This window comes from Bradyrhizobium sp. MOS001, from assembly GCF_004634465.1.
In the GTDB taxonomy this organism is placed as follows: domain Bacteria; phylum Pseudomonadota; class Alphaproteobacteria; order Rhizobiales; family Xanthobacteraceae; genus Bradyrhizobium; species Bradyrhizobium barranii.
The window spans coordinates 145,679-168,501 of record NZ_SPVJ01000006.1; the positions used below are offsets into that span (position 1 = coordinate 145,679).

Annotated in this window: 26 protein-coding genes; 17 read left to right on the top strand and 9 right to left on the bottom strand. The window is 64.2% G+C overall.

Translation table 11 applies throughout. From position 1 onward, the window contains the following. Positions 1–14 precede the first annotated feature (14 nt). The 5 genes from CT676_RS11680 to CT676_RS11695 all read right to left on the bottom strand — a co-directional run bounded on the left by CT676_RS11680 (position 15) and on the right by CT676_RS11695 (position 3,452). Positions 15–1,490 (bottom strand): type II and III secretion system protein family protein, encoded by a 1,476-nt coding sequence (locus CT676_RS11680; RefSeq protein WP_085401900.1) that lies wholly within the window; start codon positions 1,488–1,490, stop codon positions 15–17. Between the two features lie 11 nt (positions 1,491–1,501). Next, positions 1,502–2,296, bottom strand: a complete 795-nt coding sequence (gene cpaB / locus CT676_RS11685) for a Flp pilus assembly protein CpaB (RefSeq protein WP_063980971.1) — start codon at positions 2,294–2,296, stop codon at positions 1,502–1,504. A gap of 126 nt (positions 2,297–2,422) precedes the next feature. After that, a complete protein-coding gene (locus tag CT676_RS11690; protein WP_014498226.1) occupies positions 2,423–2,947 on the bottom strand; it encodes a prepilin peptidase in 525 nt (174 codons plus the stop codon). A gap of 123 nt (positions 2,948–3,070) precedes the next feature. Continuing rightward, entirely contained in the window at positions 3,071–3,217 is a 147-nt protein-coding gene (locus CT676_RS43960; RefSeq protein WP_167768029.1) for a hypothetical protein, read from the bottom strand. A 70-nt stretch (positions 3,218–3,287) separates the two neighbouring features. After that, positions 3,288–3,452, bottom strand: coding sequence for a Flp family type IVb pilin (locus CT676_RS11695; RefSeq protein WP_014498224.1), 165 nt, complete (start codon positions 3,450–3,452; stop codon positions 3,288–3,290). Positions 3,453–3,721: 269 nt separating this feature from the next. Here CT676_RS11695 and CT676_RS11700 point away from each other — a divergent pair, with 269 nt between their 5' ends. Beyond that, on the top strand, positions 3,722–4,549 hold the full coding sequence (locus CT676_RS11700) for a sterol desaturase family protein (protein ID WP_085401882.1): 828 nt from the start codon (positions 3,722–3,724) through the stop codon (positions 4,547–4,549). Between the two features lie 157 nt (positions 4,550–4,706). Next, complete coding sequence (locus tag CT676_RS11705; protein WP_063980973.1) at positions 4,707–5,204, top strand: pilus assembly protein N-terminal domain-containing protein; 498 nt, start codon at positions 4,707–4,709, stop codon at positions 5,202–5,204. Between the two features lie 203 nt (positions 5,205–5,407). Here CT676_RS11705 and CT676_RS11710 read toward each other — a convergent pair whose 3' ends face one another. The 3 genes from CT676_RS11710 to CT676_RS11720 form a co-directional block, all read right to left on the bottom strand. Then, the gene (locus CT676_RS11710; RefSeq protein WP_028148374.1) at positions 5,408–5,620 is read right to left on the bottom strand and encodes a cold-shock protein; all 213 of its coding nucleotides are present in this window, start codon (positions 5,618–5,620) and stop codon (positions 5,408–5,410) included. A gap of 267 nt (positions 5,621–5,887) precedes the next feature. Further along, a complete protein-coding gene (gene infA, locus CT676_RS11715; protein ID WP_008131890.1) occupies positions 5,888–6,175 on the bottom strand; it encodes a translation initiation factor IF-1 in 288 nt (95 codons plus the stop codon). A 23-nt stretch (positions 6,176–6,198) separates the two neighbouring features. Further along, positions 6,199–7,770, bottom strand: coding sequence for a DEAD/DEAH box helicase (locus tag CT676_RS11720; protein WP_085401881.1), 1,572 nt, complete (start codon positions 7,768–7,770; stop codon positions 6,199–6,201). 507 nt (positions 7,771–8,277) lie between these two features. Between CT676_RS11720 and urtA the strand changes: the two genes are divergently transcribed. From urtA to CT676_RS11795, 15 genes are all read left to right on the top strand, one after another. Continuing rightward, positions 8,278–9,600 (top strand): urea ABC transporter substrate-binding protein, encoded by a 1,323-nt coding sequence (gene urtA, locus CT676_RS11725; RefSeq protein ID WP_063980975.1) that lies wholly within the window; start codon positions 8,278–8,280, stop codon positions 9,598–9,600. Positions 9,601–9,682: 82 nt separating this feature from the next. Next, positions 9,683–11,290 (top strand): urea ABC transporter permease subunit UrtB, encoded by a 1,608-nt coding sequence (urtB, locus tag CT676_RS11730; RefSeq protein WP_085401880.1) that lies wholly within the window; start codon positions 9,683–9,685, stop codon positions 11,288–11,290. Next, complete coding sequence (gene urtC, locus CT676_RS11735) at positions 11,287–12,453, top strand: urea ABC transporter permease subunit UrtC (protein WP_085401879.1); 1,167 nt, start codon at positions 11,287–11,289, stop codon at positions 12,451–12,453. The genes urtB and urtC overlap by 4 nt, the downstream gene beginning before the upstream one ends. Positions 12,454–12,458: 5 nt before the next feature. Next, a complete protein-coding gene (gene urtD / locus CT676_RS11740) occupies positions 12,459–13,220 on the top strand; it encodes an urea ABC transporter ATP-binding protein UrtD (protein ID WP_014498216.1) in 762 nt (253 codons plus the stop codon). 3 nt (positions 13,221–13,223) lie between these two features. Then, positions 13,224–13,919, top strand: a complete 696-nt coding sequence (gene urtE, locus CT676_RS11745; RefSeq protein ID WP_008131878.1) for an urea ABC transporter ATP-binding subunit UrtE — start codon at positions 13,224–13,226, stop codon at positions 13,917–13,919. A 36-nt stretch (positions 13,920–13,955) separates the two neighbouring features. Next, positions 13,956–14,786, top strand: coding sequence for an urease accessory protein UreD (locus CT676_RS11750; protein WP_085401878.1), 831 nt, complete (start codon positions 13,956–13,958; stop codon positions 14,784–14,786). A 39-nt stretch (positions 14,787–14,825) separates the two neighbouring features. Beyond that, positions 14,826–15,128 (top strand): urease subunit gamma, encoded by a 303-nt coding sequence (locus CT676_RS11755; protein ID WP_085401877.1) that lies wholly within the window; start codon positions 14,826–14,828, stop codon positions 15,126–15,128. 10 nt (positions 15,129–15,138) lie between these two features. Next, positions 15,139–15,444, top strand: coding sequence for an urease subunit beta (locus CT676_RS11760; protein WP_085401876.1), 306 nt, complete (start codon positions 15,139–15,141; stop codon positions 15,442–15,444). Positions 15,445–15,447: 3 nt separating this feature from the next. Continuing rightward, positions 15,448–15,987, top strand: a complete 540-nt coding sequence (locus tag CT676_RS11765; protein WP_085401875.1) for an HD domain-containing protein — start codon at positions 15,448–15,450, stop codon at positions 15,985–15,987. 34 nt (positions 15,988–16,021) lie between these two features. Next, positions 16,022–17,737 carry an urease subunit alpha gene (gene ureC, locus CT676_RS11770; protein WP_085401874.1) on the top strand — a complete coding sequence of 572 codons (1,716 nt, stop codon included), beginning with the start codon at positions 16,022–16,024 and terminating at the stop codon, positions 17,735–17,737. 128 nt (positions 17,738–17,865) lie between these two features. Further along, positions 17,866–18,165 (top strand): putative quinol monooxygenase, encoded by a 300-nt coding sequence (locus CT676_RS11775; protein ID WP_014498210.1) that lies wholly within the window; start codon positions 17,866–17,868, stop codon positions 18,163–18,165. 12 nt (positions 18,166–18,177) lie between these two features. Continuing rightward, positions 18,178–18,789: an urease accessory protein UreE gene (locus tag CT676_RS11780; RefSeq protein ID WP_085401873.1), complete on the top strand. Its 612-nt coding sequence runs from the start codon at positions 18,178–18,180 to the stop codon at positions 18,787–18,789. After that, a complete protein-coding gene (locus CT676_RS11785) occupies positions 18,770–19,498 on the top strand; it encodes an urease accessory UreF family protein (protein ID WP_085401872.1) in 729 nt (242 codons plus the stop codon). Before CT676_RS11780 ends, CT676_RS11785 begins: the two co-directional genes overlap by 20 nt. A gap of 39 nt (positions 19,499–19,537) precedes the next feature. Continuing rightward, entirely contained in the window at positions 19,538–20,161 is a 624-nt protein-coding gene (gene ureG, locus CT676_RS11790) for an urease accessory protein UreG (protein ID WP_063980981.1), read from the top strand. A gap of 299 nt (positions 20,162–20,460) precedes the next feature. After that, entirely contained in the window at positions 20,461–22,119 is a 1,659-nt protein-coding gene (locus CT676_RS11795; protein ID WP_014498206.1) for an HWE histidine kinase domain-containing protein, read from the top strand. 73 nt (positions 22,120–22,192) lie between these two features. Here the strand turns inward: CT676_RS11795 and CT676_RS11800 are convergent, their stop codons facing one another. After that, a complete protein-coding gene (locus CT676_RS11800; protein ID WP_038959396.1) occupies positions 22,193–22,801 on the bottom strand; it encodes a TetR/AcrR family transcriptional regulator in 609 nt (202 codons plus the stop codon). Between the last annotated feature and the right edge of the window lie 22 nt (positions 22,802–22,823).

The following is a 22,823-nucleotide window of genomic DNA, read 5'->3' on the forward strand; positions in this document are numbered from 1 at the left end:
ATCCCCGTTCCGCCTCAGTCGGTAATGAAGCCGTAGGTGCCGCGGTAGTTCTTGGCCGGTTCGGTCCGGCCGGGCACGCCGTAGATGCGGTTGATATTGCCGAGCAGCTCGGCCTGCGGGTCTGCAGGCGCGGCGAAGCCGTCATCCGGCCGCGACAGGTCCTTTGGCGACGCGGCGCGAACGACATAAGGTGTCACGATCACCACCAGCTCGGTCGCGTTGTTGACGAAGTCACGGCTGCGGAACAGCGTACCGAGGATCGGGAGCTGCATCAGTCCCGGCAACCCGCTGACCGCCTGCTTGGTCTGCTGCTGGATCAGGCCGGCCATGGCCATCGCGCCGCCGGAGGGAATTTCGAGCGAGGTTTCGGCGCGGCGGGTCTTGATCGAGGGCACCGTCAGCGAGTTCACCGAGTTCGAGGTCACAGCCTGCGACAGCGTGATCGAATTTTCGTTCGACAGTTCCGAGACCTCGGTCATCACGCGCAGGCTGATCTTGCCCTCGCTCAGCACGATGGGGGTGAAGTTGAGCGAGATACCGAACTTCTTGAAGCTGATCTGGGTGGTACAGACATGCGTGGTGGGATCGCACGCATAGCCCGCTGGTACCGGGAATTCGCCGCCGGCGATGAAGGTCGCGGACTCACCGGAGATCGCGGTCAGGTTCGGCTCGGCCAGCGTCCGGATGACGCCGGCGCTCTCCATCGCGCGCAGGGTCGCCTGCACCGACGGCGTCGCGCCGAACTTCGTGGTCAGGGCGTTGCCGTCCACCAGGTTCTTGCCGAGAGCCGTGAAGGGGTTGGAGTTGGTGAAGCTCACCACTGAGGTGCCGTAGTTCAGGTTCGCGGTGAGATCGATGCCAAGCTGCTTGATGATGGTGCGCGCGACTTCGGCGACGGTCACCTTCAGCATGACCTGGTCGCGGCCGCGGACCACGATCGAGTTCACCACCTTTTCGGCACCGCCGGCGAGGCGCGCGGCGAGATCATTGGCCTGCTGCGCTTCCAGCGGGTTCGCCGCCGAGCCGGTCAGGACGACACCGTCGCCGAGGCCGTCGATCTGGATGTCGGAATTGGGCAGGACCTGCTTGAGCGCTGCGCGCAGGCCGTTGAGGTCGCGCTTGACCGCGATGTCATAGGCCGCGATCTGCTGGCCGGCGGAATCGAAGAACACGATGTTGGTCTGGCCGACCGAGGCGCCGATGATGTAGGCGCGCTGCGACGAGCGGACCACCGCATTGGCGATCTTGGGATCGGCGACGAGCACGTCCTTGATGTCGCGCGGCAGATCGATCACGATCGACTTGCCGACGCCGAGCGAGAGGAAGCGTGCGTTCATCTGACCGTCGGCCGCGACCTGCGCCACGGGGCGGTAGTCGGCGGCGATCGCCGGGGTGAGCACCGGGTTGAGGGTCAGCGCGAAGGCGGCCGATAACGACAGGGCGCGGACCATTGAGGTTCGCATCGTCGCCAAATCTGCCCTGCATTTCATATCGACAGTCCTCATCGTGCCTTCGCCGTCGCGCTTGGGATGCCGTAGCGAATGATCGAAACGCCATCGCGCTTCGCGGAATCATCGAGCGTGATCTCGCTCATCTTGACGTCGGCGATGCTGCGCAGCGCCAGCGACAGCGTGCCGCTCTGCCGGGCCGCGGAGAGCGTCGCCGTCTGCGCGGGATTGAGCTCGAGCGTGACAGTCTTGCCCACCACGGCGTTCTGGCCGTCCTTTTCCTTCGGCGCCTGGTCGATGGCCAGCACGCGGACGTTGGCCAGGATGATCTCGGACGTGACGATGTCCTGGGCGCCGGCGCCCTGGTCGGCGTTCTTGAGGCGGCGCGTCAGAAGCACGTCGACGCGGTCGTTGGGCAGGATGAAGCCGCCCGCGCCGGTCTCCGGCGAGATCTCGGTCGAGATCGCGCGCATGCCGGTCGGCAGGATCGCCGCCATGAAGCCGGAGCCCTCGGCCCTGACCAGCTTCTGGTCGCGGATCGGCTCACCCTGGATGAAGGGCGCGCGGGCGATCGAGCCGATGACCTGGGTTGCGCCCTCGGGGCGCTCGTTGCGGCGGATGAAGGTGGAGCTGGCGGTCGCAGCCGGCCAGGTCTGCCATTGCACGTCTTCCGGCTTCACGGTCTGGCCGAGGCCGATGTCGTTCTTGGCGACCAGGACGTCGACGGTCGGAAGCTGTGCGACCGGAGCCGCCGGTGGCGGCGCAGAGTCCGAGCCGCTCGCCAGGTACGCGGCGACACCGCCGGCGCAGATGGCGACCGTCAGGACGACAATGCGTGCCCTATTCATACGCTTCACTTTCCACAAAACGCAGCGACGCAGCCGCCGCCGTAATCGGCAGTTGACCAGCTATTCGTCAAAGCATGGTTAATGAGGCGTATCTAAATCGGCTTAACGCCGGCTTACCCGGTGCGTTCAGCGCAGTGCGAGGTGAGCGAGGTCGATCGCCTTCACCCATTCGGTCTCCGGATAGACCATCAGCGCGCCGAGCGTGAGCGCGATGCCGTAAGGAATGCCGCTCTCCTTGTCGTGCAGCCGTGCCAGCCAGGCCTGGCCCGCCAGCCCGTAAGGCAATGGCCATTGCCGGAACTGGAGCAGGAGCAGCGTCAGGGCTCCGCCGAACAGCGAGGCGTAGAGCAGGAAATCCATCAATTGCGCGAAGCCGAACCAGAGCGCGACCGAAGCCGCAACCTTGGCGTCGCCGCCGCCCATCCAGCCCATCGCAAAGCAGCCGAAGGCCACGACGAGGAGCAGTGCGCCGGCGCCGACATGGCTCAGCATCTCGTAAGGTGCCATGCCACCGGCGAACGCGAGCACGAAGAAGCCCGCGATCAGCGCCAGCGACACGCGGTTCGAGATGGTCATCGTGAAGAGATCGCTCGCGGCGGCGAAGGCCATCAGGGCCGGGAAGAGCAGAAGGCGCGCAAGGTCGAGGATCATGGGCGGCGTCTTGAGCTTGGGTTCATCGCGGGATCGGGGTGTCGCCGCATGCTAGCCGGCAGTGCTAAACAAACCGACAACGGCGGCAGCGGCGCTGCGAGCAGGGACCTGCCGGAGACGCACTCACCAGATGCTGGCAATGCGCGCGGCGAGGACGGCCGTCGCGAGCAGCAGCGCAAGGCAAACCCAGTACGCCGGCGAAGAGGTCTCGGCCGCCTCCGCCTCGCTCGCCGCAACCGCGGCTTCGGTTCTGTACTCGCGTAACGCCACTGGAACTCGCCGCATTCAGAAAAACAAAGGCCCCGGAGGTCCGGGGCTTTTGCCGTCGTTGATCGGTTGCTTACTTCAGCGAGGAGCTGATCGAGCCGAACTTGGTGTTCAGCGAGCTGCCGAGGTTGTTGACGACGGTGATGATGGCCAGTGCGATGCCGGCGGCAATCAGGCCGTATTCGATGGCGGTGGCGCCGGATTCATCCTTCGCGAAACGCGCAATCAGGTTCTTCATGAACTAAACTCCGTCTGGGGTGTGATCGCCTCGTTCGGCGCTGTGCTTGACGCGATAAACATGAGATCCGAGCTCTTTCGGTAGAGTTAATTCGATCGGGCAAACCCGCTTCCAGCCCGATGCTTTTGCCCAGAGTGAATTTGGCCTTAAGGACGCAATCGAAATTCTTCCTGTTCCAAATGCGCCCCAAGCGCGCCGTGGACTTCACCCTCCCTTAAATTTCGGGGAGTAGGCCTAAGCGGGATCAGAAGTTTGGAAGAGAGGCGACGATGTCGAGCCTGCCCATGCAAGTTGCCTTGATGCTCGGCGAGACCATCCAGAAGATGGTCCCCGTCACCTTCGTGCTCGCGGCGGTCTTCACCGTGCTCGAGCATTTCTGGGCCTGCAATCCCGGCGCGCCGTGGTGGCGCAAGCGCGAGATCCTCACCGACATCTGCTACTGGTTCTTCGTTCCGGTGTTCGCCCGCACCATGCGGATCGGACTATTGATCGTCGGTGCCGGTGCCGTCTTCAACATCCACGATGCCGACGACCTGATCGCCTTCTACGACAACGGCCATGGCCCGCTGGCGCAGTTGCCGCTGTGGGTACAGGGCATACTGTTCCTGGTGCTGTCTGACTTCATGTTGTACTGGCTGCACCGGCTGTTCCACGACGGCGGATTCTGGAAGTACCACGCCATCCATCATTCGTCGGAGGAGATCGGGTGGATTTCCGCGGCCCGCTTTCATCCCGTCAATCTCATGCTCGGGACGATCGGCGTCGACGTCGTGCTGCTGATGGCCGGCATCTCCCCGAACGTCATGATCTGGCTCGGTCCGTTCACCACCTTCCATTCGGCCTTCGTGCACGCCAACCTGAACTGGACCTTCGGGCCGTTCAAATATGTGCTGGCGACGCCGGTGTTCCACCGCTGGCACCACACCGCGCTCGAAGAGGGCGGTGACACCAATTTTGCCGGGACGTTTCCGATCTGGGACGTGCTGTTCGGCACCTTCCGCATGCCGGAGGGGAAACTGCCGCAGGACTACGGCAAGGACGAAGCGACCATGCCGAAGGAGATCGGGGGCCAGCTCGCCTATCCGTTCCGCCAGTAAGGGATCTTCTGAGGCAGCAAAGCGCCAGTCCGTTCAAACAATAGTCGGCGAGTTTGCGGAACGTTCACGAATTAAGGGCAGGTTAGCCGGGTCGGGCACCGGCTCCGCTGTGTATCGAATCGCTTCTGCCGGTTTGTGACGTCCCGGGGGTAAGAATATGCGTAAAGAGTTGCTGCGCCGTCATGCGCGCGTTTGTCTTCTGGTTGCGGCTGCGGTGCTGGCATCGCCGGCCGCCAGCCTTGCCGAGGCGACCGCCGACACCATCGCCGTCAATGTCGACCAGGCCAAGCTGGTCCGGCTGCCCGGCAAGGTGGCGACCATCGTGGTCGGCAATCCCCTGATCGCCGACGTCACGCTCCAGCCCGGCGGCATGATCGTCGTGACCGGGAAGGGCTACGGTGCCACCAATTTCATCGCGCTCGACCGAGGCGGTGAGATCCTGGTCGACCGTCAGATCCAGGTCGAAGGTCCGAGCGACCGGCTCGTCACCGTCTATCGCGGGGTCGAGCGCGAATCCTACAGCTGCATGCCGCTGTGCCAGCGCCGCGTGACGCTCGGCGACAGCGACAACTATTTCAACAACACGATGAGCCAGGCCGGTTCGTTGAGCAACAACGCCAGCGGCAATGCTGGCGCGGCCGCCAAAACGAACTAGCAGGACGAACTCGCAAGACGAACTGGCAAGACGAACTGGCAAGACCGACGCGTCGTCCAGTTGCGTCTACGACAGCGCGGATGCGGCCGGTACGACCTGCTGAGTCCATCCGCTCTTTCGGACATGAAAAAAGGCCGTGCGTTGCGCACGGCCTTTTCCTGTTGCTTGCTCGCTAGAGCCGTCCGGGCCAAAGGCCCGTGGGCTCAACCGGCGGCGCGGAGGTTGTCCGCTGCCGACTTGCCGGAACGACGGTCGGCCACGATCTCGTAAGAGACCTTCTGACCTTCACGCAGCGTGCCGAGACCGGCGCGCTCGACGGCGCTGATGTGTACGAAGACGTCCTGGCCGCCATCGTCGGGCTGGATGAAGCCAAAGCCCTTGGTCGCGTTAAACCACTTCACGGTTCCCATGCTCACGGGGTAGTTCCTTCTCAGATGTGCAGTGTCGAAGCCTACTTTCGCAGGCGGGTTAGATCGAGTTTCTGGAAGGGTCGTCAGCGTGTCTGAACCGGCTGTACCGGTGGATGCCAATGTCGTCCGGCCGAAAATCGATGAGTGATTTTATTGGAATTAAGGCACCAAAACAATCCTGACGTGCACGATTTTTTGATCCGCCGCGATCGACACGGCGGATCAGCATACAGGTCAGAATTTTAGTTCCGCGACCGATGTGCTGGAAGCGGATCAACGGCGGCGGAACTGGCCACCGCGCTGTCCGGGACGGGGAGGCCCGCCCACGCCACTCGGACGTTCGTCCTTGTGGCGGAAAATCAGCCGGCCCTTCTCGAGGTCGTAGGGCGACATTTCCACAGTCACGCGGTCACCCGCCAGCGTCTTGATGCGGTTCTTCTTCATCTTGCCGGCGGTGTAGGCGACGATCTCGTGCCCGGCGTCGAGCTGCACGCGGTAGCGCGCGTCGGGGAGGATTTCGGTGACCAGTCCTTCGAACTGGATCAGCTCTTCCTTAGCCATGAATTTCTCCAGGTCGTGGACGGCTAGTGCGAATAGGGTTTGCGGGTCGGTTGGCCCATCGGCCGACTCTCGCGGCGTAAAAAGGCCACGCCTTGTATCCCATCGGGCTTGCCGGCGCTATGCGCGGAACGCTGTTCCGGGCGCTCGGTTGGGGAAGAATGCGTCTTACCACCGGACCGTTGGCGGCGAGACCCCTTCGAGACCTTCTGGCTACCACCGGGACGTCCGTCAACATGCCTTCCGTCACCGTGCCGACCTTCGCCGGGCCTTCCGTCGCCATGCTTGCCGGCGCTATGGTGGCGTCCGTCGGCATGCCTTTCGTCGCTGCGTCGTCCGTCAGTGTGACGTCCCTCACCATGCCTTGCGCCTTGCGGGCGCTGGCCCGGGCGGCCCGGCCGGCCCTGTCGTTGCTGCGGCGGGGGCGGGCCCGCATCGCGGCGCCCGGCATCGGTGCGGTGATCCTCACGCGATAGCGTTACCTTGATCAGCCGCTCGATGTCGCGGAGATAGCTCAGTTCCTCGCCGCCGGCGACCAGCGAGATCGCGGTGCCTTCGGCACCGGCACGCGCGGTGCGCCCGATGCGGTGCACATAGGTCTCCGGCACGTTCGGCAGGTCGAAATTGATGACGTGGCTGATGCCGTCGACATCGATACCGCGGGCCGCGATGTCGGTGGCGACCAGGGTGCGGATTTCGCCGGAACGGAACTGGGCGAGCGTCCGCTCGCGATGGTTCTGTGACTTGTTGCCATGGATGGCGCTGGCGGCGATGCCAGCCTTCTCAAGTGTCTTCACGACCTTGTCGGCACCATGCTTGGTGCGGGTGAAGACCAGCGCGCGATTGACCGGCTCGTCCTTCAGGAGCTTGGTCAGGAAGGCGGGCTTGGCGGAGAAATCGACCTGGATGATGCGCTGGTTGATCCGCTCGGCGGTCGAGGACACCGGGGTCACCGCAACGCGGGCGGGGTCCCGCAGCATCGCGTCGGCGAGCTCGGCGATGTCCTTCGGCATGGTGGCCGAGAAGAACAGCGTCTGCCGCCTGATCGGCAGCTTGGCGACGATTTTGCGGATATCGTTGATGAAGCCCATGTCGAGCATGCGATCGGCCTCGTCGAGCACGAGGAATTCGACGCTTCCAAGCTTCAGTCCGTTGCTCTGCACGAGGTCGAGCAGCCGGCCGGGGGTCGCCACCAAAACCTCGAGGCCAGGCATCAGCGCGCGAACCTGGCGGCCCATCGGCACGCCGCCGATGGCGAGTGTCGAGGACAGCCGGATGTGGCGGCCGTAGGCGTTGAAGCTATCGAGGATCTGGCCGGACAGCTCGCGGGTGGGCGAGAGCACCAGCACCCGGCAGGTCTTCGGCTGCGGCTTGATGCGGTTCTCGAGCAGGCGGTGCAGGATCGGCAGCGCGAAGGACGCGGTCTTGCCGGTGCCGGTCTGGGCGATGCCGACGACGTCGCGGCCGGTCAGCGCCGTGGGAATCGTCTGGGCCTGGATGGGGGTGGGGGTGACGTAATTCTCTTCGGCGAGAGCACGCGCGATGGGTTCGGCAAGGCCGAAGTCCTGAAAGGAAGTCAAAAGATGGGTTCTTTCCATGTCGAAAGCGGGCGCCCAGCGCAATCAGCGGGGCACGCGCAATAAGGGTGTCGAATGGACACCTGCGTGTTTGGGGTGTCGGATGGCTTGATGGGATGGGGCAAGCCAGAGGCCCGGAAAGGGCTTAAGAACACGCGGCTCGCTACGACCCCTTGATTCGCAAGAGGTCTCGAACCTCCATATGGAACATTCAGGGGGCGGTTTCAAGGCAACGCGGCCTCAAACCGCGATTGCAGTGCAGAAATAGTTATGCCGGAAATTTAGACAGGGTTGCTGTTTTGCTTAAAAAATAACCTGTCTGCCGCATTGGCATACATTTTACTCGCCTAAGATTTGGGCAATTGGACTGCGGCGAAAGTTGGATTGCAGCGAAATTATATAATCTGACCAATAGGTTGGCATGTGCCCAGCCCATGGCATGGTTCTTGCGATTCCGTTAATCGCAGGCGGCCGTGGGGCCGTTTCGCAGCGTCTTTTTCACGTCTGCGTCAGGGAGATGATACATCCATGCTTAACAAATCCACTCACGATATAGCGGCGTCATTTAGCCGCCGTGGCGTTCTCGCCGCGACCGCCGGACTGATGATGGGTCTGGCTTCATTGACCGGCGCAAAGGCCGCGGACGACACCATCAAGGTCGGCGTCCTTCATTCTCTCTCCGGCACCATGGCCATCAGCGAAACCACGCTGAAGGACACCATCCTCTTCCTCATCGACGAGCAGAACAAGAAGGGCGGCGTCAACGGCAAGAAGCTCGAAGCCGTCGTGGTCGATCCTGCCTCGAACTGGCCGCTGTTCGCCGAAAAGGCGCGCGAGCTGATCACCAAGGACAAGGTCGCGGTCGTGTTCGGCTGCTGGACCTCGGTGTCGCGCAAGTCCGTGCTCCCGGTCTTCAAGGAGCTGAACAGCATCCTGTTCTACCCCGTGCAGTACGAGGGCGAGGAGAGCGAGCGCAACGTGTTCTACACGGGTGCTGCGCCGAACCAGCAGGCGATCCCCGCCGTCGACTATCTGATGAAGGACGAGAAGGTGAAGCGCTGGGTGCTCGCGGGCACCGACTACGTCTATCCGCGCACCACCAACAAGATCCTGGAAGCCTACCTGAAGTCGAAGGGTGTCGCCCAGGAAGACATCATGATCAACTACACGCCGTTCGGTCACTCCGACTGGCAGACGATCGTGGCCGACATCAAGAAGTTCGGCTCGGCCGGCAAGAAGACCGCGGTGGTTTCGACCATCAACGGCGACGCCAACGTTCCCTTCTACAAGGAGCTCGGCAACCAGGGCATCAAGGCCAAGGACATCCCGGTGGTCGCGTTCTCGGTGGGTGAGGAAGAGCTCGCCGGCATCGACACCAAGCCGCTGCTCGGTCATCTTGCCGCCTGGAACTACTTCCAGTCGATCAAGTCGCCCGAGAACGAGAAGTTCATCAAGGCCTGGCAGACCTACACCAAGAACCCGAAGCGCGTGACCAACGATCCGATGGAAGCGCACGTCATCGGTTTCGACATGTGGGTCAAGGCGGTCGAGAAGGTGAAGTCGACCGATCCGGACAAGGTGATCGACGCGCTGCCCGGCATCGAAGCCAAGAACCTGACCGGCGGCACCTCCAAGATGCTTCCGAACCATCACATCACCAAGCCGGTGTTCATTGGCGAAATCAAAGCCAACGGCCAGTTCGACGTGGTGTGGAAGACCCCGGGTCTTGTCGCAGGCGACGCCTGGTCGAAGGAGCTCGATGGCTCCAAGGACCTAGTCGGCGACTGGGTCGGCAAGAAGTGCGGCAACTTCAACACCAAGACCAACAAGTGCCTCGGCTCGGGCTCCTGATCCCGATCTGTCGGTTCATTGCACGACGGGAGGAGGCGGCTATTCCGCCGCCTTCTCCCCACTTCTGCCGGGGTGATTCAAAGTGCCAACCAATTTGTCCGCTCGTCTCTGTACCTTTGTCCTCTCGTTGTTTCTGATCGCGTTCGCACTGCCGGCCTTTGCCGGTCCGTTCGAGGATGCGGTCGCCAAATTCGCCAATGACGATTTCTCCGACACCGATGAGGCGATAGGCGTCGTCGCGAGCAGCGGCAACAAGCTGGCTTTCCCCATCATCAGCGCGCTCCAGGACGGTCGCCTCATGGCCGACCCTGATAGCAAGAAGGTTTACGTCACCAGTGCCGACGGCAAGTCGATCGATGCTGCGACCGGCGAGCCCGTCGCCAGCGTTCCCGATAGCGCCAGCGCGGTGCGCCTCAACAACCGCCTGCGCCGCAGCGTCGACGCTGCGATCGGCAGCCTGACGCTCCAGTCGCCGGATGTCGGAACGCGCCTCCAGGCGGCGCAATCCGTCTTCAAGTCGCACGAGGAGACCGCGCTCGAGCCGGTCGATGCCGCGCTCGCCAAGGAAACCAGCAAATCGGTCAAGGCCGCACTCGGCGATGCCCGCGCCGCGATCCTGCTGTTCAAGTCCGATGCCACCGAGGTCGAGAAGCTCGAGGCGGTCGCGACCCTCAAGGCGCGCGGCGACCAGGAGGCGATGGCGCTGCTGACAGGCATGGGCGATCAGCCGGCCTCGGTGACCAAGGCCGCTGCGAGCGCAATCAGCTCGATCCAGGGCTCGCTCGCGGTCTGGTCCACGGTGCAGAATGCCTGGTACGGCCTCTCGCTCGGCTCGGTGCTGCTGCTCGCCGCGATCGGGCTCGCCATCACCTTCGGCGTGATGGGCGTCATCAACATGGCCCATGGCGAGATGGTGATGATCGGCGCCTACACCACCTTCGTGGTGCAGGAGGTGATCCGCACCCGCTATCCCGCACTCTTCGATTATTCGCTCTTGATCGCCGTGCCGCTCGCCTTCCTCGTCGCCGGCGGCATCGGCGTGCTGATCGAGCGCAGCATCATCCGTTTCCTCTACGGCCGTCCGCTGGAGACGCTGCTGGCAACCTGGGGCCTGTCGCTGGTGCTGCAGCAGGCGGTGCGCACCATGTTCGGCCCGACCAACCGCGAGGTCGGCAATCCCTCCTGGATGAGCGGCGCGTTCGAACTCGGCCAGATCACCATCACCTATAACCGGCTCTGGATCCTCGTCTTCACGCTCGCAGTGTTCGCGATCCTGCTCGCGATGCTGCGCTACACCGCGCTCGGCCTCGAGATGCGCGCGGTGACGCAGAACCGCCGCATGGCGGCCTCGATGGGCATCGCCACCTCGCGCGTCGACGCGCTGACCTTCGGTCTCGGCTCCGGTATTGCCGGCATCGCGGGCGTAGCGCTGTCGCAGATCGACAATGTCAGCCCCAATCTCGGCCAGAGCTACATCATCGACAGCTTCATGGTCGTGGTGTTCGGCGGCGTCGGCAATCTCTGGGGCACGCTGGTCGGCGCCTTCACGCTTGGCATCGCCAACAAGTTCCTGGAGCCGGTCGCCGGCGCCGTGCTCGGCAAGATCGCGATCCTCGTTCTCATCATCCTGTTCATTCAAAAGCGGCCGCGCGGCCTGTTCGCGCTCAAGGGCCGTGCGGTGGAAGCATGACCCCCCACATGCTGACCAGGTCGCTGGACCGCGGCGCGACGATCTTTCTCGCCATCGTCGCGGCCTGCGGCATCCTCATCCCGCTCTCCAACCTGCTGCTGCCCGCGGGCTCGTTCCTGCAGGTGCCGACCTATCTGGTCGCGCTCTGGGGCAAATATGTCTGCTACGCGATCCTCGCGCTCTCGATTGACCTGATCTGGGGCTATTGCGGCATCCTCTCGCTCGGCCACGGCGCCTTCTTCGCGCTCGGCGGCTACGCGATGGGCATGTACCTGATGCGGCAGATCGGCACCCGCGGCGTCTACGGCAACCCGATCCTGCCCGACTTCATGGTCTTCCTGAACTATTCGAAGCTGCCCTGGTACTGGTACGGCTTCGACATGTTCTGGTTCGCGGCGCTGATGGTGCTGGTCGTCCCCGGCCTGCTCGCCTTCTGCTTCGGCTGGCTCGCCTTCCGCTCCCGCGTCACCGGCGTGTACCTGTCGATCATCACGCAGGCGATGACCTATGCACTGCTGCTCGCCTTCTTCCGCAATGATTTCGGCTTCGGCGGCAACAACGGCCTGACCGACTTCAAGGACATCCTCGGCTTCAACGTGCAGGCCGAGGGCACCCGTGCCGCGCTGTTTGCGCTGAGCTGCCTGGCGCTGATCCTGAGCTTCCTGATCTGCCGCTCCGTCGTGTCCTCCAAGCTCGGCAAGGTTCTGATCGCAATCCGCGACGCGGAATCGCGTAGCCGGTTCCTCGGTTACCGCGTCGAATCCTACAAGCTGTTCGTGTTCACGTTGTCGGCCTGCATGGCCGGCGTTGCCGGTGCGCTCTACGTGCCCCAGGTCGGCATCATCAACCCGAGCGAATTTGCACCCGGCAATTCGATCGAGGCGGTGATCTGGGTCGCGGTCGGCGGCCGCGGTACGCTGATCGGCGCTGCACTCGGCGCCGTCGTCGTCAACTACGCAAAAACGTTCTTCACCTCGGGCATGCTCGCGCCCTACTGGCTGTTCATGCTGGGCGCGCTGTTCATCCTGGTGACGCTGCTGCTGCCGAAGGGCATCGTCGGCACCTTCAATGCCTGGTGGGAGTCGTCAAAAGAAAAACGCACCGCAGCCAGCGCGAGCGCCGCGGCCGAAGATGGCGTCACCGAACCCAAGATGGCGGAGTAGGCGCAATGAACGTCATGGATACCCGCGCGACCTCCGCGATGCTCTATCTCGACGGCGTGCACGTCTCGTTCGACGGCTTCCACGCCATCAACAATCTGTCGCTGACGCTCGCGCCCGGCGAGATGCGCGCCATCATCGGCCCGAACGGCGCCGGCAAGACCACGATGATGGACATCATCACCGGCAAGACCAAGCCCGACGAGGGCACGGTGCTGTTCGACGGCGTCACCGATTTGACGCGTCTGGACGAGACCCGCATCGCCGAGCTCGGCATCGGCCGCAAATTCCAGAAGCCGACCGTGTTCGAGAGCCAGACCGTGCAGGACAACCTCCTGCTCGCGCTCAATGTCGACCACAGCGTCAAGGGCACGCTGTTCTGGCGCGGCAGCAGGGCGGAATCGGAGCGCATCGACAAGGTGCTGGAGACGATCCGCCTCACCGACGCCCGCAACCGGCTCGCCGGCAGCCTCAGCCACGGTCAGAAGCAGTGGCTCGAGATCGGCATGCTGCTGGCGCAGGATCCGAAGCTGCTGCTCGTCGACGAGCCCGTCGCGGGCATGACCGACGTCGAGACCCATCTCACCGCCGAGCTGCTGAAAGAGATCAACAAGACCCACACCGTGATGGTCGTCGAGCACGACATGACGTTCGTGCGCGAGCTCGGCGTCAAGGTCACCTGCCTGCATGAAGGCACCGTGCTTGCGGAAGGAACCATCGACCAGGTCTCGTCCAACGAGCGGGTCATCGAAGTCTATCTGGGGCGCTGAGCGATGCTTGAGGTCAAGGACATCAACCTGTTCTACGGCGCGGCGCAGGCGCTGCGCGGCGTCTCCATCGCCGCAGAGCCCGGCAAGGTCACGTGCGTGCTCGGGCGCAACGGCGTCGGCAAGACCTCGCTGTTGCGCGCCATGGTCGGCCAGTATCCGATCTCCTCCGGCGCGATCGTGCTCGACGGCAGCGACATCACGGGCCTGAAGCCCTATGAGCGGGCGCGCAAGGGCATCGGCTTCGTGCCGCAGGGCCGCGAGATATTTCCGCTGTTGACGGTCGAGGAGAATCTCAAGACCGGCTTCGGCCCGCTCAAGCGCGAGGACAAGCACATCCCGGACGACGTGTTCTCGCTGTTCCCGGTGCTGCAGTCCATGCTCGGCCGGCGGGGCGGCGACCTCTCCGGCGGCCAGCAGCAGCAGCTCGCGATCGGGCGTGCGCTGGTGATGCGGCCAAAGCTGCTGCTGCTCGACGAGCCGACCGAAGGCATCCAGCCGTCGATCATCAAGGACATCGGCCGTGCCATCTCCTACCTGCGTAACCTCGGCAACATCGCCATCGTGCTGGTCGAACAATATCTCGACTTTGCCTGCGAACTCGGCGACAGTTTCGCGGTGATGGATCGCGGCGCGGTGAAGTTCTCCTGCGACCGATCCAATCTCGATCCGGCCGAAATCAGCCGCCAGATGGCGCTGTAATCCGAAAATTTCTGCCGCGGCCGGCTGGGGAGACGGATGCGCAGCGACGCTTTGACGACATCTTCGGTTTTCGAGGCGAACCGCGCCCGCGGCGCGGTGCGCTTCGACGTCCATGCGCGCGATGGCGTGACGCGGCGTGGCGTCTTGCATGAGTCCGGCTCCCTGCGCGTGCGCTTTCCCTCGCCGGAGGGCGAGGGGCTCTCCGGCGTGTTCGTCAACACGGCTGGCGGTGTTGCCGGCGGAGATAGTTTTGACATCGAGATCGCGGCAGGGCAGGGGTCGCGCCTGACATTGACCACCGCTGCGGCCGAGAAGGTCTATCGCGCGCCAGGGGCGGCGGCGCAGCTCAATATCGCCTTGAAGGTCGCCGCAGGCGCGCATCTCGGCTGGCTGCCCCAGGAGACGATCCTGTTCGATCGCGCCCGGGTCCATCGTCGTTTCGACATCGAACTCGACGAGGCCGCCTCGCTTCTGCTTTGCGAGATCGTCGTGTTCGGCCGCACCGCCATGGGCGAGCGGATGGAGCAGGGCGAGTTCTTTGATCGCTGGCGGCTGCGTCGTGGGGGCAAGCTGGTGTTCGCCGAAACCGTCAGGCTCGACGGCAATATCGGTGCAAAACTTGGGCGATCGGCGGTGGCCAAGGGCGGTGCCGCGATCGGCACGGCGCTGATCGTTCCCGGCGACGAGCGGCTGATCGAGCGTATCCGCGAGGCCTCGGAGTCATTCGCCGGCGAGGTCGGAATCTCCGCCTGGAATGGCTTTGCAATGGCGCGGTTCTGTGCCCAAGATGCCGCGCGCTTGCGCGCCGACATGATGGCGGTGCTGGCGCGGACCGGCGCGGCGCTGCCGCGGCTGTGGCTGAGTTGATGGCTGCTGAATTGATGCATTGAACGGAAGAGATGCTGCATGAACCTGTCTCCCCGCGAAAAGGACAAGCTCCTGATCTCGATGGCGGCCATCGTCGCCCGCCGCCGGCTGGATCGCGGCGTCAAGCTCAACTATCCCGAGGCGATCGCGATCATCTCCGACTTCATCCTCGAAGGCGCGCGCGACGGCCGCACCGTCGCCGAGCTGATGCAATCCGGCGCGCAGGTCCTCACCCGCGACCAGGTGATGCCGGGCATTCCCGAAATGATCCACGACATCCAGGTCGAGGCGACCTTTCCGGACGGCACCAAGCTTGTCACCGTGCACGAGCCGATCAGGTAGGAGCGAGAGCATGATCCCCGGCGAACTCTTCATCCAGGACGGCGAGATCGAGCTCAATGCCGGCCGCAAGACCGTGACGCTGACGGTCGCCAACACCGGCGACCGCCCGATCCAGGTCGGCTCGCACTACCACTTCTTCGAGACCAACCCGGCGCTGAAATTCAATCGCAAGAAAGCCCGCGGCATGCGCCTCGACATCGCCGCCGGCACCGCCGTCCGCTTCGAACCCGGCCAGACCCGCGACGTCCAGCTCGTCGCGGTGGCGGGGAAGAAGACGATCTACGGTTTTCGTGGCGACGTGATGGGGAAGCTGTGAGTCATGCTTCCCGCCATCCGCCTTATCTCGGAAGCCGCTGAGCTGGCCGCGCGCCGGCACAATGGCATGGCGCGCAAGGGGCGGGGGAACGAGCCTTACATCAATCATCTCGCGGAGGTCGCGAACCTGCTGGCGACGGCGACCGATGGCGCGGATGCCGAGCTGGTCGCGGCCGGGTGGCTGCACGACGTGATCGAGGACACCGACACCACTCGCGAGGAGCTCGCACAGAAATTCTCTGATCGCGTCGCCTCTCTCGTCGTTGAATGCACCGACGACATGAGCCTGCCCAAGCCAGAGCGGCGACGCCGGCAGATCGTCGATGCACCGAAGAAATCGGCCGGCGCCAAGCTGATCAAGATCGCCGACAAGATCAGCAATATCGGCGCGCGCATTCATTCCGACCCGTCCGCCGAAGAGCGCGACGATCTCGCCGACTACACGGGCTGGGCTGAGCAAGTCGTCGCCGGATGCCGTGGCGGCAATTCGTGGCTCGATGCAAAATTCGACGATGCCGTAAGCGCAGCGAGGGCTTCGCTGTGAACAACCAAAAATTCAAACGCAAACGGGGCTTGTGATGTCCGTCAAAATAAAGCGTTCCGTCTATGCCGACATGTTCGGCCCGACCACCGGCGACAAGGTGCGGTTGGCCGACACCGATCTCATCATCGAGGTCGAGAAGGATTTTACCACCTACGGCGAGGAGGTGAAGTTCGGCGGCGGCAAGGTGATCCGCGACGGCATGGGGCAGTCGCAGGTCACCAACAAGCAGGGCGCGGCCGACACCGTCATCACTAATGCGCTGATCGTCGACCACTGGGGCATCGTGAAGGCCGACGTTGCGATCAAGGACGGCATGATTTCGGCGATCGGCAAGGCTGGCAATCCCGACATCCAGCCGGGCGTCACCATCATCGTCGGCCCCGGCACCGACGTGATCGCGGGCGAAGGAAAAATCCTCACTGCAGGCGGCTTCGACAGCCACATCCATTTCATCTGTCCGCAGCAGATCGAGCACGCGCTGATGTCTGGCGTCACCTCGATGCTCGGCGGCGGCACCGGTCCCTCGCACGGCACGTTCGCCACCACCTGCACGCCGGGACCGTGGCACATGGGGCGGATGATCCAGTCGTTCGACGCCTTCCCGGTCAATCTCGGCATCTCCGGCAAGGGTAACGCGTCGCGGCCTGCCGCCCTGGTCGAGATGATCAAGGGCGGCGCCTGCGCGCTGAAGCTGCACGAGGACTGGGGCACCACGCCGGCTGCGATCGACAACTGCCTGTCGGTGGCCGACGATTACGACGTCCAGGTCATGCTGCATTCCGACACGCTGAACGAATCCGGCTTCGTCGAGGATACGATCAAGGCCTTCAAGGGCCGTACCATCCACGCCTTCCACACCGAGGGCGCCGGCGGCGGTCACGCCCCAGACATCATCAAGGTCGCGGGGCTGAAGAATGTGCTGCCGTCCTCGACCAACCCGACGCGGCCCTTCACCCGCAACACCATCGACGAGCATCTGGACATGCTGATGGTGTGCCACCATCTCGATCCCTCGATCGCGGAAGACCTCGCGTTTGCGGAGAGCCGCATCCGCAAGGAGACCATCGCAGCCGAGGATATCCTGCACGATCTCGGCGCGCTCTCGATGATGTCCTCGGACTCGCAGGCCATGGGCCGACTCGGCGAGGTCATCATCCGGACGTGGCAGACCGCGGACAAGATGAAGAAGCAGCGCGGGTCGCTCGACCAGGACAAAGGCAAGGACAACGACAATTTCCGCGTCAAGCGCTACATCGCCAAGTACACGATCAATCCTGCGATCGCGCACGGCGTGTCGAAGCTGATCGGATCGGTCGAGAAGGGCAAGCTCGCCGATCTCGTGCTGTGGTCGCCGGCCTTCTTCGGCGTCAAGCCGGACTGCATCATCAAGGGCGGCTCGATCGTCGCCGCCCCCATGGGCGATCCCAACGCCTCGATCCCGACGCCGCAGCCGGTGCACTATCAGCCGATGTTCGGTGCCTTCGGCAAGGCGCGCACCACGTCGTCCGTGGTGTTCACCTCGAAGGCGGCGGTCACCGGCGGCCTCGCGCGAAAGCTCGGCATCGACAAGAAGCTCTATGCGGTGCAGAACACCCGCGGAAAAATCTCGAAGAAGAGCATGATCCACAACGACGCCACGCCCAATATCGAGGTCGATCCCGAGACCTACGAGGTGCGCGCCGACGGCGAACTGCTCACCTGCGCGCCCGCCGAGGTGCTGCCGATGGCGCAGCGATATTTCATGTACTGAAATAGCGCCTGGACGCATGCCCCCGGCGCAGGCCCGGGGGGCGGCTTTTCCGGTTTTGCGTTCGACCCCGCCTGGTCTAAGGTCCCGCCCGGTATCTTACCTTAGAAGAAAAGCCGGGAGGATTTCTCGTGATTTACGTCGTTGCCACCTTGACCATCAAGCCCGAGACGCGCGCCGAATTCATTGCGGCCGCCACCGCCTGCATCAAGGAGACGCGGAAGGAGCCCGGCAATATCGCCTATGATTTGCACGAGAGCGTCACCGATCCCGCCAAGATGGTATTCGTCGAGCAGTGGGAGAGCGCCGAGGCGCTGGTGCCGCATCGCGCCATGGAGCACATGAAGACGTTCGGTCGCGTGGCGGTGAAGTGTTTTACGGCGCCGCCGAAGATTGAAGTGATCACGCCCGAGAAGGTCGAGACACGGTAACGGGGTAAAAGCATGATCCGGGCGACGCAGGTTAAGGGACAGCACGGCTTCACGGAGACGCCGGCGGATACGGTGGTGCTCGATTTCGACGACCGGCACCGCCGCCGCATGGCGATGACGGGGACGCGGGGCCTCGAATTCCTGCTCGACCTGGAGAATGCCGTCGCGCTGCGCGGCGGTGATGCGTTAGTGCTGGAGGACGGCCGGCTGGTCGAAGTGGTCGCGGCGCCCGAGCCGCTGCTGGAGATCCGCGGTCGCGATCCGCACCACCTCATTCGCGTCGGCTGGCATCTCGGCAATCGTCATTTGCCGACGCAGATCATGGCCAAGGGCCTGCGCATCCGCCGCGACCATGTCATCGAGGCCATGGTGAAGGGCCTCGGTGCGCGCGTGATCGAGATCGAGGCGCCGTTCGATCCCGAAGGCGGCGCTTACGCCGATGCCGGCCATGCACATGGCCACGACGACCATGCGCATCACGATCACGGCCATCACCACCACGATCATGGCCACGATAACCACGATCATGCCGCGCATGACCACGGCCACGACCATCACCACGACGAGCATTGCGACCACCCCGACCACCACCACGGCCACAAGCATGCTCATGACCACAAATGAGCCGGTGAGTGCCGGTGACCTCGCCGAGCGCGAGGCGGCGGCGCTGTACCGGCTGATGACGTGGCTGTCGCCGGCCTTTCCGGTCGGCGGCTTCTCCTATTCCAGCGGCATCGAATGGGCGGTCGAGGCGGGCGACATCACCGACACCGCGACGCTGGCCGACTGGCTCGACGCCATGCTGGGCGATGGTTCCGGCTTTTGCGATGCGACGTTCCTGGTCCACGCCTATCGCGCCACTGAGTTGGGCGAAGACACCACCTTGAACGATATCGCGGAGCTCGCCGCCGCCTTCGTGCCGTCGCGCGAGCGGCAGCTCGAGACGACCTCGCAGGGCCGCGCCTTCATCGACATCTCCCGTGCCGCGTGGGACGCCAACGGGCTGGATGCCATGGTTGCGGCATGTCGCACGGCACTGGTCTATCCTGTCGCCGTCGGTGTGGTCGCCGCGGTGCACGGCGTGCCGCTGGCGCCGACGCTGCATGCCTTCCTGCATGCGCTGGTTTCGAACTGGATTTCGGCGGCGAGCCGCCTCATTCCGCTCGGCCAGACCGACAGCCAGCGGGTGCTGGTGAAGCTGGAAGCCGCCGTTGCTGCGACCGCCAATCGTGCGTTGAATGCGACATTGAACGACCTCGGCAGCGCGACCTTCCGCGCCGATCTCGCCAGTCTGCGGCACGAGACGCAATATACGCGGCTGTTTCGCTCGTGAGCGGTGCGGCCTTTAATCCATCAAGAGAGAGCGAGTGACATGTCGAAATCTCACGGCCCCTTGCGTGTCGGAATAGGCGGCCCGGTCGGATCGGGCAAGACCGCGCTGATGGACCTGCTCTGCAAGACTATGCGCGAGCGCTATGACATCGCGGCGATCACCAACGACATCTACACCAAATGGGATGCGGAATTCCTCGTGCGCTCGGGCTCGCTGACGCCGGACCGTATCGCCGGCGTCGAGACCGGCGGCTGCCCGCACACCGCGATCCGCGAGGACGCTTCGATGAACCTGGCCGCGGTCGCCGACATGCGCGCAAAATTCCCCGGGCTCGACCTCGTGCTGATCGAGTCCGGCGGCGACAATCTGGCTGCCACTTTTTCCCCGGAGCTCGCCGACCTCACCATCTACGTCATCGACGTGGCGGCCGGCGACAAGATCCCGTCCAAGGGCGGCCCCGGCATCACCCGCTCCGACCTCCTGGTCATCAACAAGATCGACCTCGCGCCCCATGTCGGCGCCTCCCTGGAGAAGATGGAGACGGACGCCAGGCGCATGCGCGGCGCGCGCCCCTTCGTCATGACCAACCTGAAAAAGAGCGAGGGGCTCGACCAGATCGTCGGCTTCATCGAGGCCAAAGGCGGCCTGAAACGGGCGGGCTGACGGCGCGACGACGTGGCGCAGGCGTTTTCCGCCGTTAACGTCTGGGGCAAAAGCCGCATCCGCGGAACAAATTTCGGACACGGCGATTAACTACCTCCGGTGCCCGGAGCAAAGCCTTCATGGCCAGACCATCGGCCGGGCGAATTAAGCTTTTCAGGCGACCGAAGTTGCGTACTGATGCCTCCTCCTTCATTATCTCCGTTACTGGGGTCCACTCTGTTTCGGCACATGGCCGTTCGAGCGGCGTTGATATGCTCCGTGTTTATTGCCGACCTGCTGTTTTCGCCTGAGTAGTCGAAGTGGTCCGGCTGGGTTTTATCATCGGTTTCATCGCCCTGCTCGGAGCCCTGCTCTCCGGGCTCGCGGCCTATCGCGTCCACGACCAGGAGCTGGCACTGGACCGGATCGCGCTGGCGCGCGCGATCGACGTCCATGCGAGCCTGGTCCAGGACCGGCTGACCGAGCGCGAGCTGCTCGCGCGTGTCGCCTCAGGCTTGTTCCGTGCGCCGTCGGTCATCAAGCCGAACATGCTGGAGCCGCTGCGCTCGGCCATCTACGCCTTCAAGACCGATTTCGTGGTCGCCGGGTGGGTCGCCCGGCTGAAGCCGAACGAGCTTCTGCCGGCGGAGGACGCGATCGCGAGCGCCGGCTTCCCCAATCCGCAGATCCGCTCGTATGACGACAAGCCGATCGATCTTGCGAAGGTCACCCAGCCGATCGACGTGCTGATGGACCTCGAGCCGCGCAGCAACGAGACCAAGGCGCTGCCCGGCCGCAGCTACGAGCAGGATCAGGTGCGCAGCGCCATGCTGACGCGTGCGCGTGTCGAGAAGAGGTCGGTCGCCTCGGACCCGGTTCAGTTGCTGCGGGGCGGCGGGCCCATCGGCATCATCGTGGCCGCGCCCGTCATTCCCGAGGGTGCGACCGAGCCGGCCGGCTTCGTCACATTTTCCTACGAGCTCGCCTCCCTGATGCTGACCAATGACGACATGTCGTTGTTCTCTGTCGCGCTGAAGGATCCGCGCAGGGAAGGTGGCGAGCTCGTTGCCAACGACCAGGGCGTGGTCTCGTCACGCATGACGGCCGCGGACGGGCCGGCGCCGTCGGCGACGCGCACGGTGAGCTTTGGCGGGCGCGACTGGCATCTCGGCTACTACGCCAAGACCAATTCGGCGCGGCGCGCCGAGCAGACGGCGATCATCGTGGCGGCGATCGGTTTTGCCATCACCGCGATGGTGTGCGGCCTGTTCGGCTATGTCGCCTACAACAATCTGCGGCTCAGCCGGGAAATCCAGGTGCGGATCGGCTTCGAGCGCCGGCTGACCGCCGTCATCGACGAGCTCAACCACCGGGTCAAGAACATCCTGGCGGTGATCCAGTCGATCGTGACGCGCACGCTGCGCCACGGCTCGGACATCGACGTTGCGCGTGAACTGCTGATCGGCCGCATCCACGCCATGTCCAACGTGGTCTCGCTGCTCAGCGAGAGCCAGTGGCAGGGCGTCAAGCTGAAGGGCCTGTTCGAGGCGCGCGCCATCCCGCATGCCGACCGCATCGCCGTCACCGGCCCCGACATCGCGGTCAGCGCACGCGCCGCGCAGAGCCTATCGCTCCTGTTCTTCGAGCTCGCCTCGCACTCCGACGAAGGTCTGTCGCTGGTCGGAAAGCATCCGCACATCACCGCGAATTGGACGGTGACGGGCGAGGGGACCGACGAGGTCTTCCATTTCCGCTGGGAGGAGTTCAACACCAGCGAGGCGACGCGCCGCCCGGATTCCGATTTCGGCCTGATCCTGCTCGACCGTGTCGCGCCCGAAGCGCTCGGCGGCACCGCCAAGCGCTACTTCACCGACGCCTCCTACGTCTATGAATTGACGGCGCCGATGGAGACGGTGGTCGACATGTCCGAGCGCGACCGCACGGACAAGATCTCGGCGCCGGTCAGGCCGGTGCGATAGAGGTCGCGCTTCAGATTGTTGTTTTGAGCATGATCTTTTCGGAAAACCGCTTCACACTTTTCCGGATCATGCTCTAACCCTTCGGCCGCAGCACCAGGTCGACCAGATTGCGCGCGTAGGCCGGCGTGATCGGTGCAATGCCGAAGACGTAGCGGTAGAACAGGCTGCCATAGATGGCGTCGTAGAGATCCTCGGGCGCTCCCTCCGCCAGGATGCTGCCATCCGTCTGGCCCGCGGCGATCATCTCGACCAGTGCGTCGCGGCGGAATTGCAGGTAGCGGGCATAGAACAGCTCCGCCGAGCCGGTCTTGGAAATGCATTCGGAGACGACGGCGAGCTGCACCTTGCCGAACTCGCCCTGGAGCGCCTCGGCATAGGCCGCGGCATGGCGGCGTGCGCGCGCCGCGGGGCTGCCGGAGCTCGCAGGCGGCAGCGGCAGCATCTGCGCGGCATGATGAAGGAAGGCGTCGATCAGCAGCGCTTCCCGCGACGGCCACCATTTGTAGATCGTCATCTTGGAGACGCTGGAGTGGCGTGCGACGGCGTCGATGGAGGTGGCGGCAAGGCCGGTGGCGGCCATCAGCGCATAGGCGCTTTCGAGAATGGCGTTGGTGGTCTCGATCGATCGCGGCCGGCCGCGCCGGGGCGCGCTGTCAGCCTCATCACCCCCGCCCTTTGCCATCGCCACGCCCGGTCCCCTCACG

What these genes read in the sequence shown, in the direction of transcription:
- urtC (WP_085401879.1), top strand. Translation starts at nt 11,287, where the DNA reads ATGACCCCCCACATGCTGACCAGGTCGCTGGACCGCGGCGCGACGATC.
- CT676_RS11780 (WP_085401873.1), top strand. Translation starts at nt 18,178, where the DNA reads ATGATCCGGGCGACGCAGGTTAAGGGACAGCACGGCTTCACGGAGACG.
- CT676_RS11750 (WP_085401878.1), top strand. Translation starts at nt 13,956, where the DNA reads ATGCGCAGCGACGCTTTGACGACATCTTCGGTTTTCGAGGCGAACCGC.
- CT676_RS11695 (WP_014498224.1), bottom strand. Translation starts at nt 3,452, where the DNA reads ATGAAGAACCTGATTGCGCGTTTCGCGAAGGATGAATCCGGCGCCACC.
- urtA (WP_063980975.1), top strand. Translation starts at nt 8,278, where the DNA reads ATGCTTAACAAATCCACTCACGATATAGCGGCGTCATTTAGCCGCCGT.
- CT676_RS11765 (WP_085401875.1), top strand. Translation starts at nt 15,448, where the DNA reads ATGCTTCCCGCCATCCGCCTTATCTCGGAAGCCGCTGAGCTGGCCGCG.
- cpaB (WP_063980971.1), bottom strand. Translation starts at nt 2,296, where the DNA reads ATGAATAGGGCACGCATTGTCGTCCTGACGGTCGCCATCTGCGCCGGC.
- urtD (WP_014498216.1), top strand. Translation starts at nt 12,459, where the DNA reads ATGAACGTCATGGATACCCGCGCGACCTCCGCGATGCTCTATCTCGAC.
- CT676_RS11720 (WP_085401881.1), bottom strand. Translation starts at nt 7,770, where the DNA reads ATGGAAAGAACCCATCTTTTGACTTCCTTTCAGGACTTCGGCCTTGCC.
- CT676_RS11760 (WP_085401876.1), top strand. Translation starts at nt 15,139, where the DNA reads ATGATCCCCGGCGAACTCTTCATCCAGGACGGCGAGATCGAGCTCAAT.
- CT676_RS11700 (WP_085401882.1), top strand. Translation starts at nt 3,722, where the DNA reads ATGTCGAGCCTGCCCATGCAAGTTGCCTTGATGCTCGGCGAGACCATC.
- CT676_RS11755 (WP_085401877.1), top strand. Translation starts at nt 14,826, where the DNA reads ATGAACCTGTCTCCCCGCGAAAAGGACAAGCTCCTGATCTCGATGGCG.
- CT676_RS11705 (WP_063980973.1), top strand. Translation starts at nt 4,707, where the DNA reads ATGCGTAAAGAGTTGCTGCGCCGTCATGCGCGCGTTTGTCTTCTGGTT.
- ureG (WP_063980981.1), top strand. Translation starts at nt 19,538, where the DNA reads ATGTCGAAATCTCACGGCCCCTTGCGTGTCGGAATAGGCGGCCCGGTC.
- ureC (WP_085401874.1), top strand. Translation starts at nt 16,022, where the DNA reads ATGTCCGTCAAAATAAAGCGTTCCGTCTATGCCGACATGTTCGGCCCG.
- CT676_RS11690 (WP_014498226.1), bottom strand. Translation starts at nt 2,947, where the DNA reads ATGATCCTCGACCTTGCGCGCCTTCTGCTCTTCCCGGCCCTGATGGCC.
- urtE (WP_008131878.1), top strand. Translation starts at nt 13,224, where the DNA reads ATGCTTGAGGTCAAGGACATCAACCTGTTCTACGGCGCGGCGCAGGCG.
- infA (WP_008131890.1), bottom strand. Translation starts at nt 6,175, where the DNA reads ATGGCTAAGGAAGAGCTGATCCAGTTCGAAGGACTGGTCACCGAAATC.
- CT676_RS11800 (WP_038959396.1), bottom strand. Translation starts at nt 22,801, where the DNA reads ATGGCAAAGGGCGGGGGTGATGAGGCTGACAGCGCGCCCCGGCGCGGC.
- CT676_RS11680 (WP_085401900.1), bottom strand. Translation starts at nt 1,490, where the DNA reads ATGAAATGCAGGGCAGATTTGGCGACGATGCGAACCTCAATGGTCCGC.
- CT676_RS11785 (WP_085401872.1), top strand. Translation starts at nt 18,770, where the DNA reads ATGCTCATGACCACAAATGAGCCGGTGAGTGCCGGTGACCTCGCCGAG.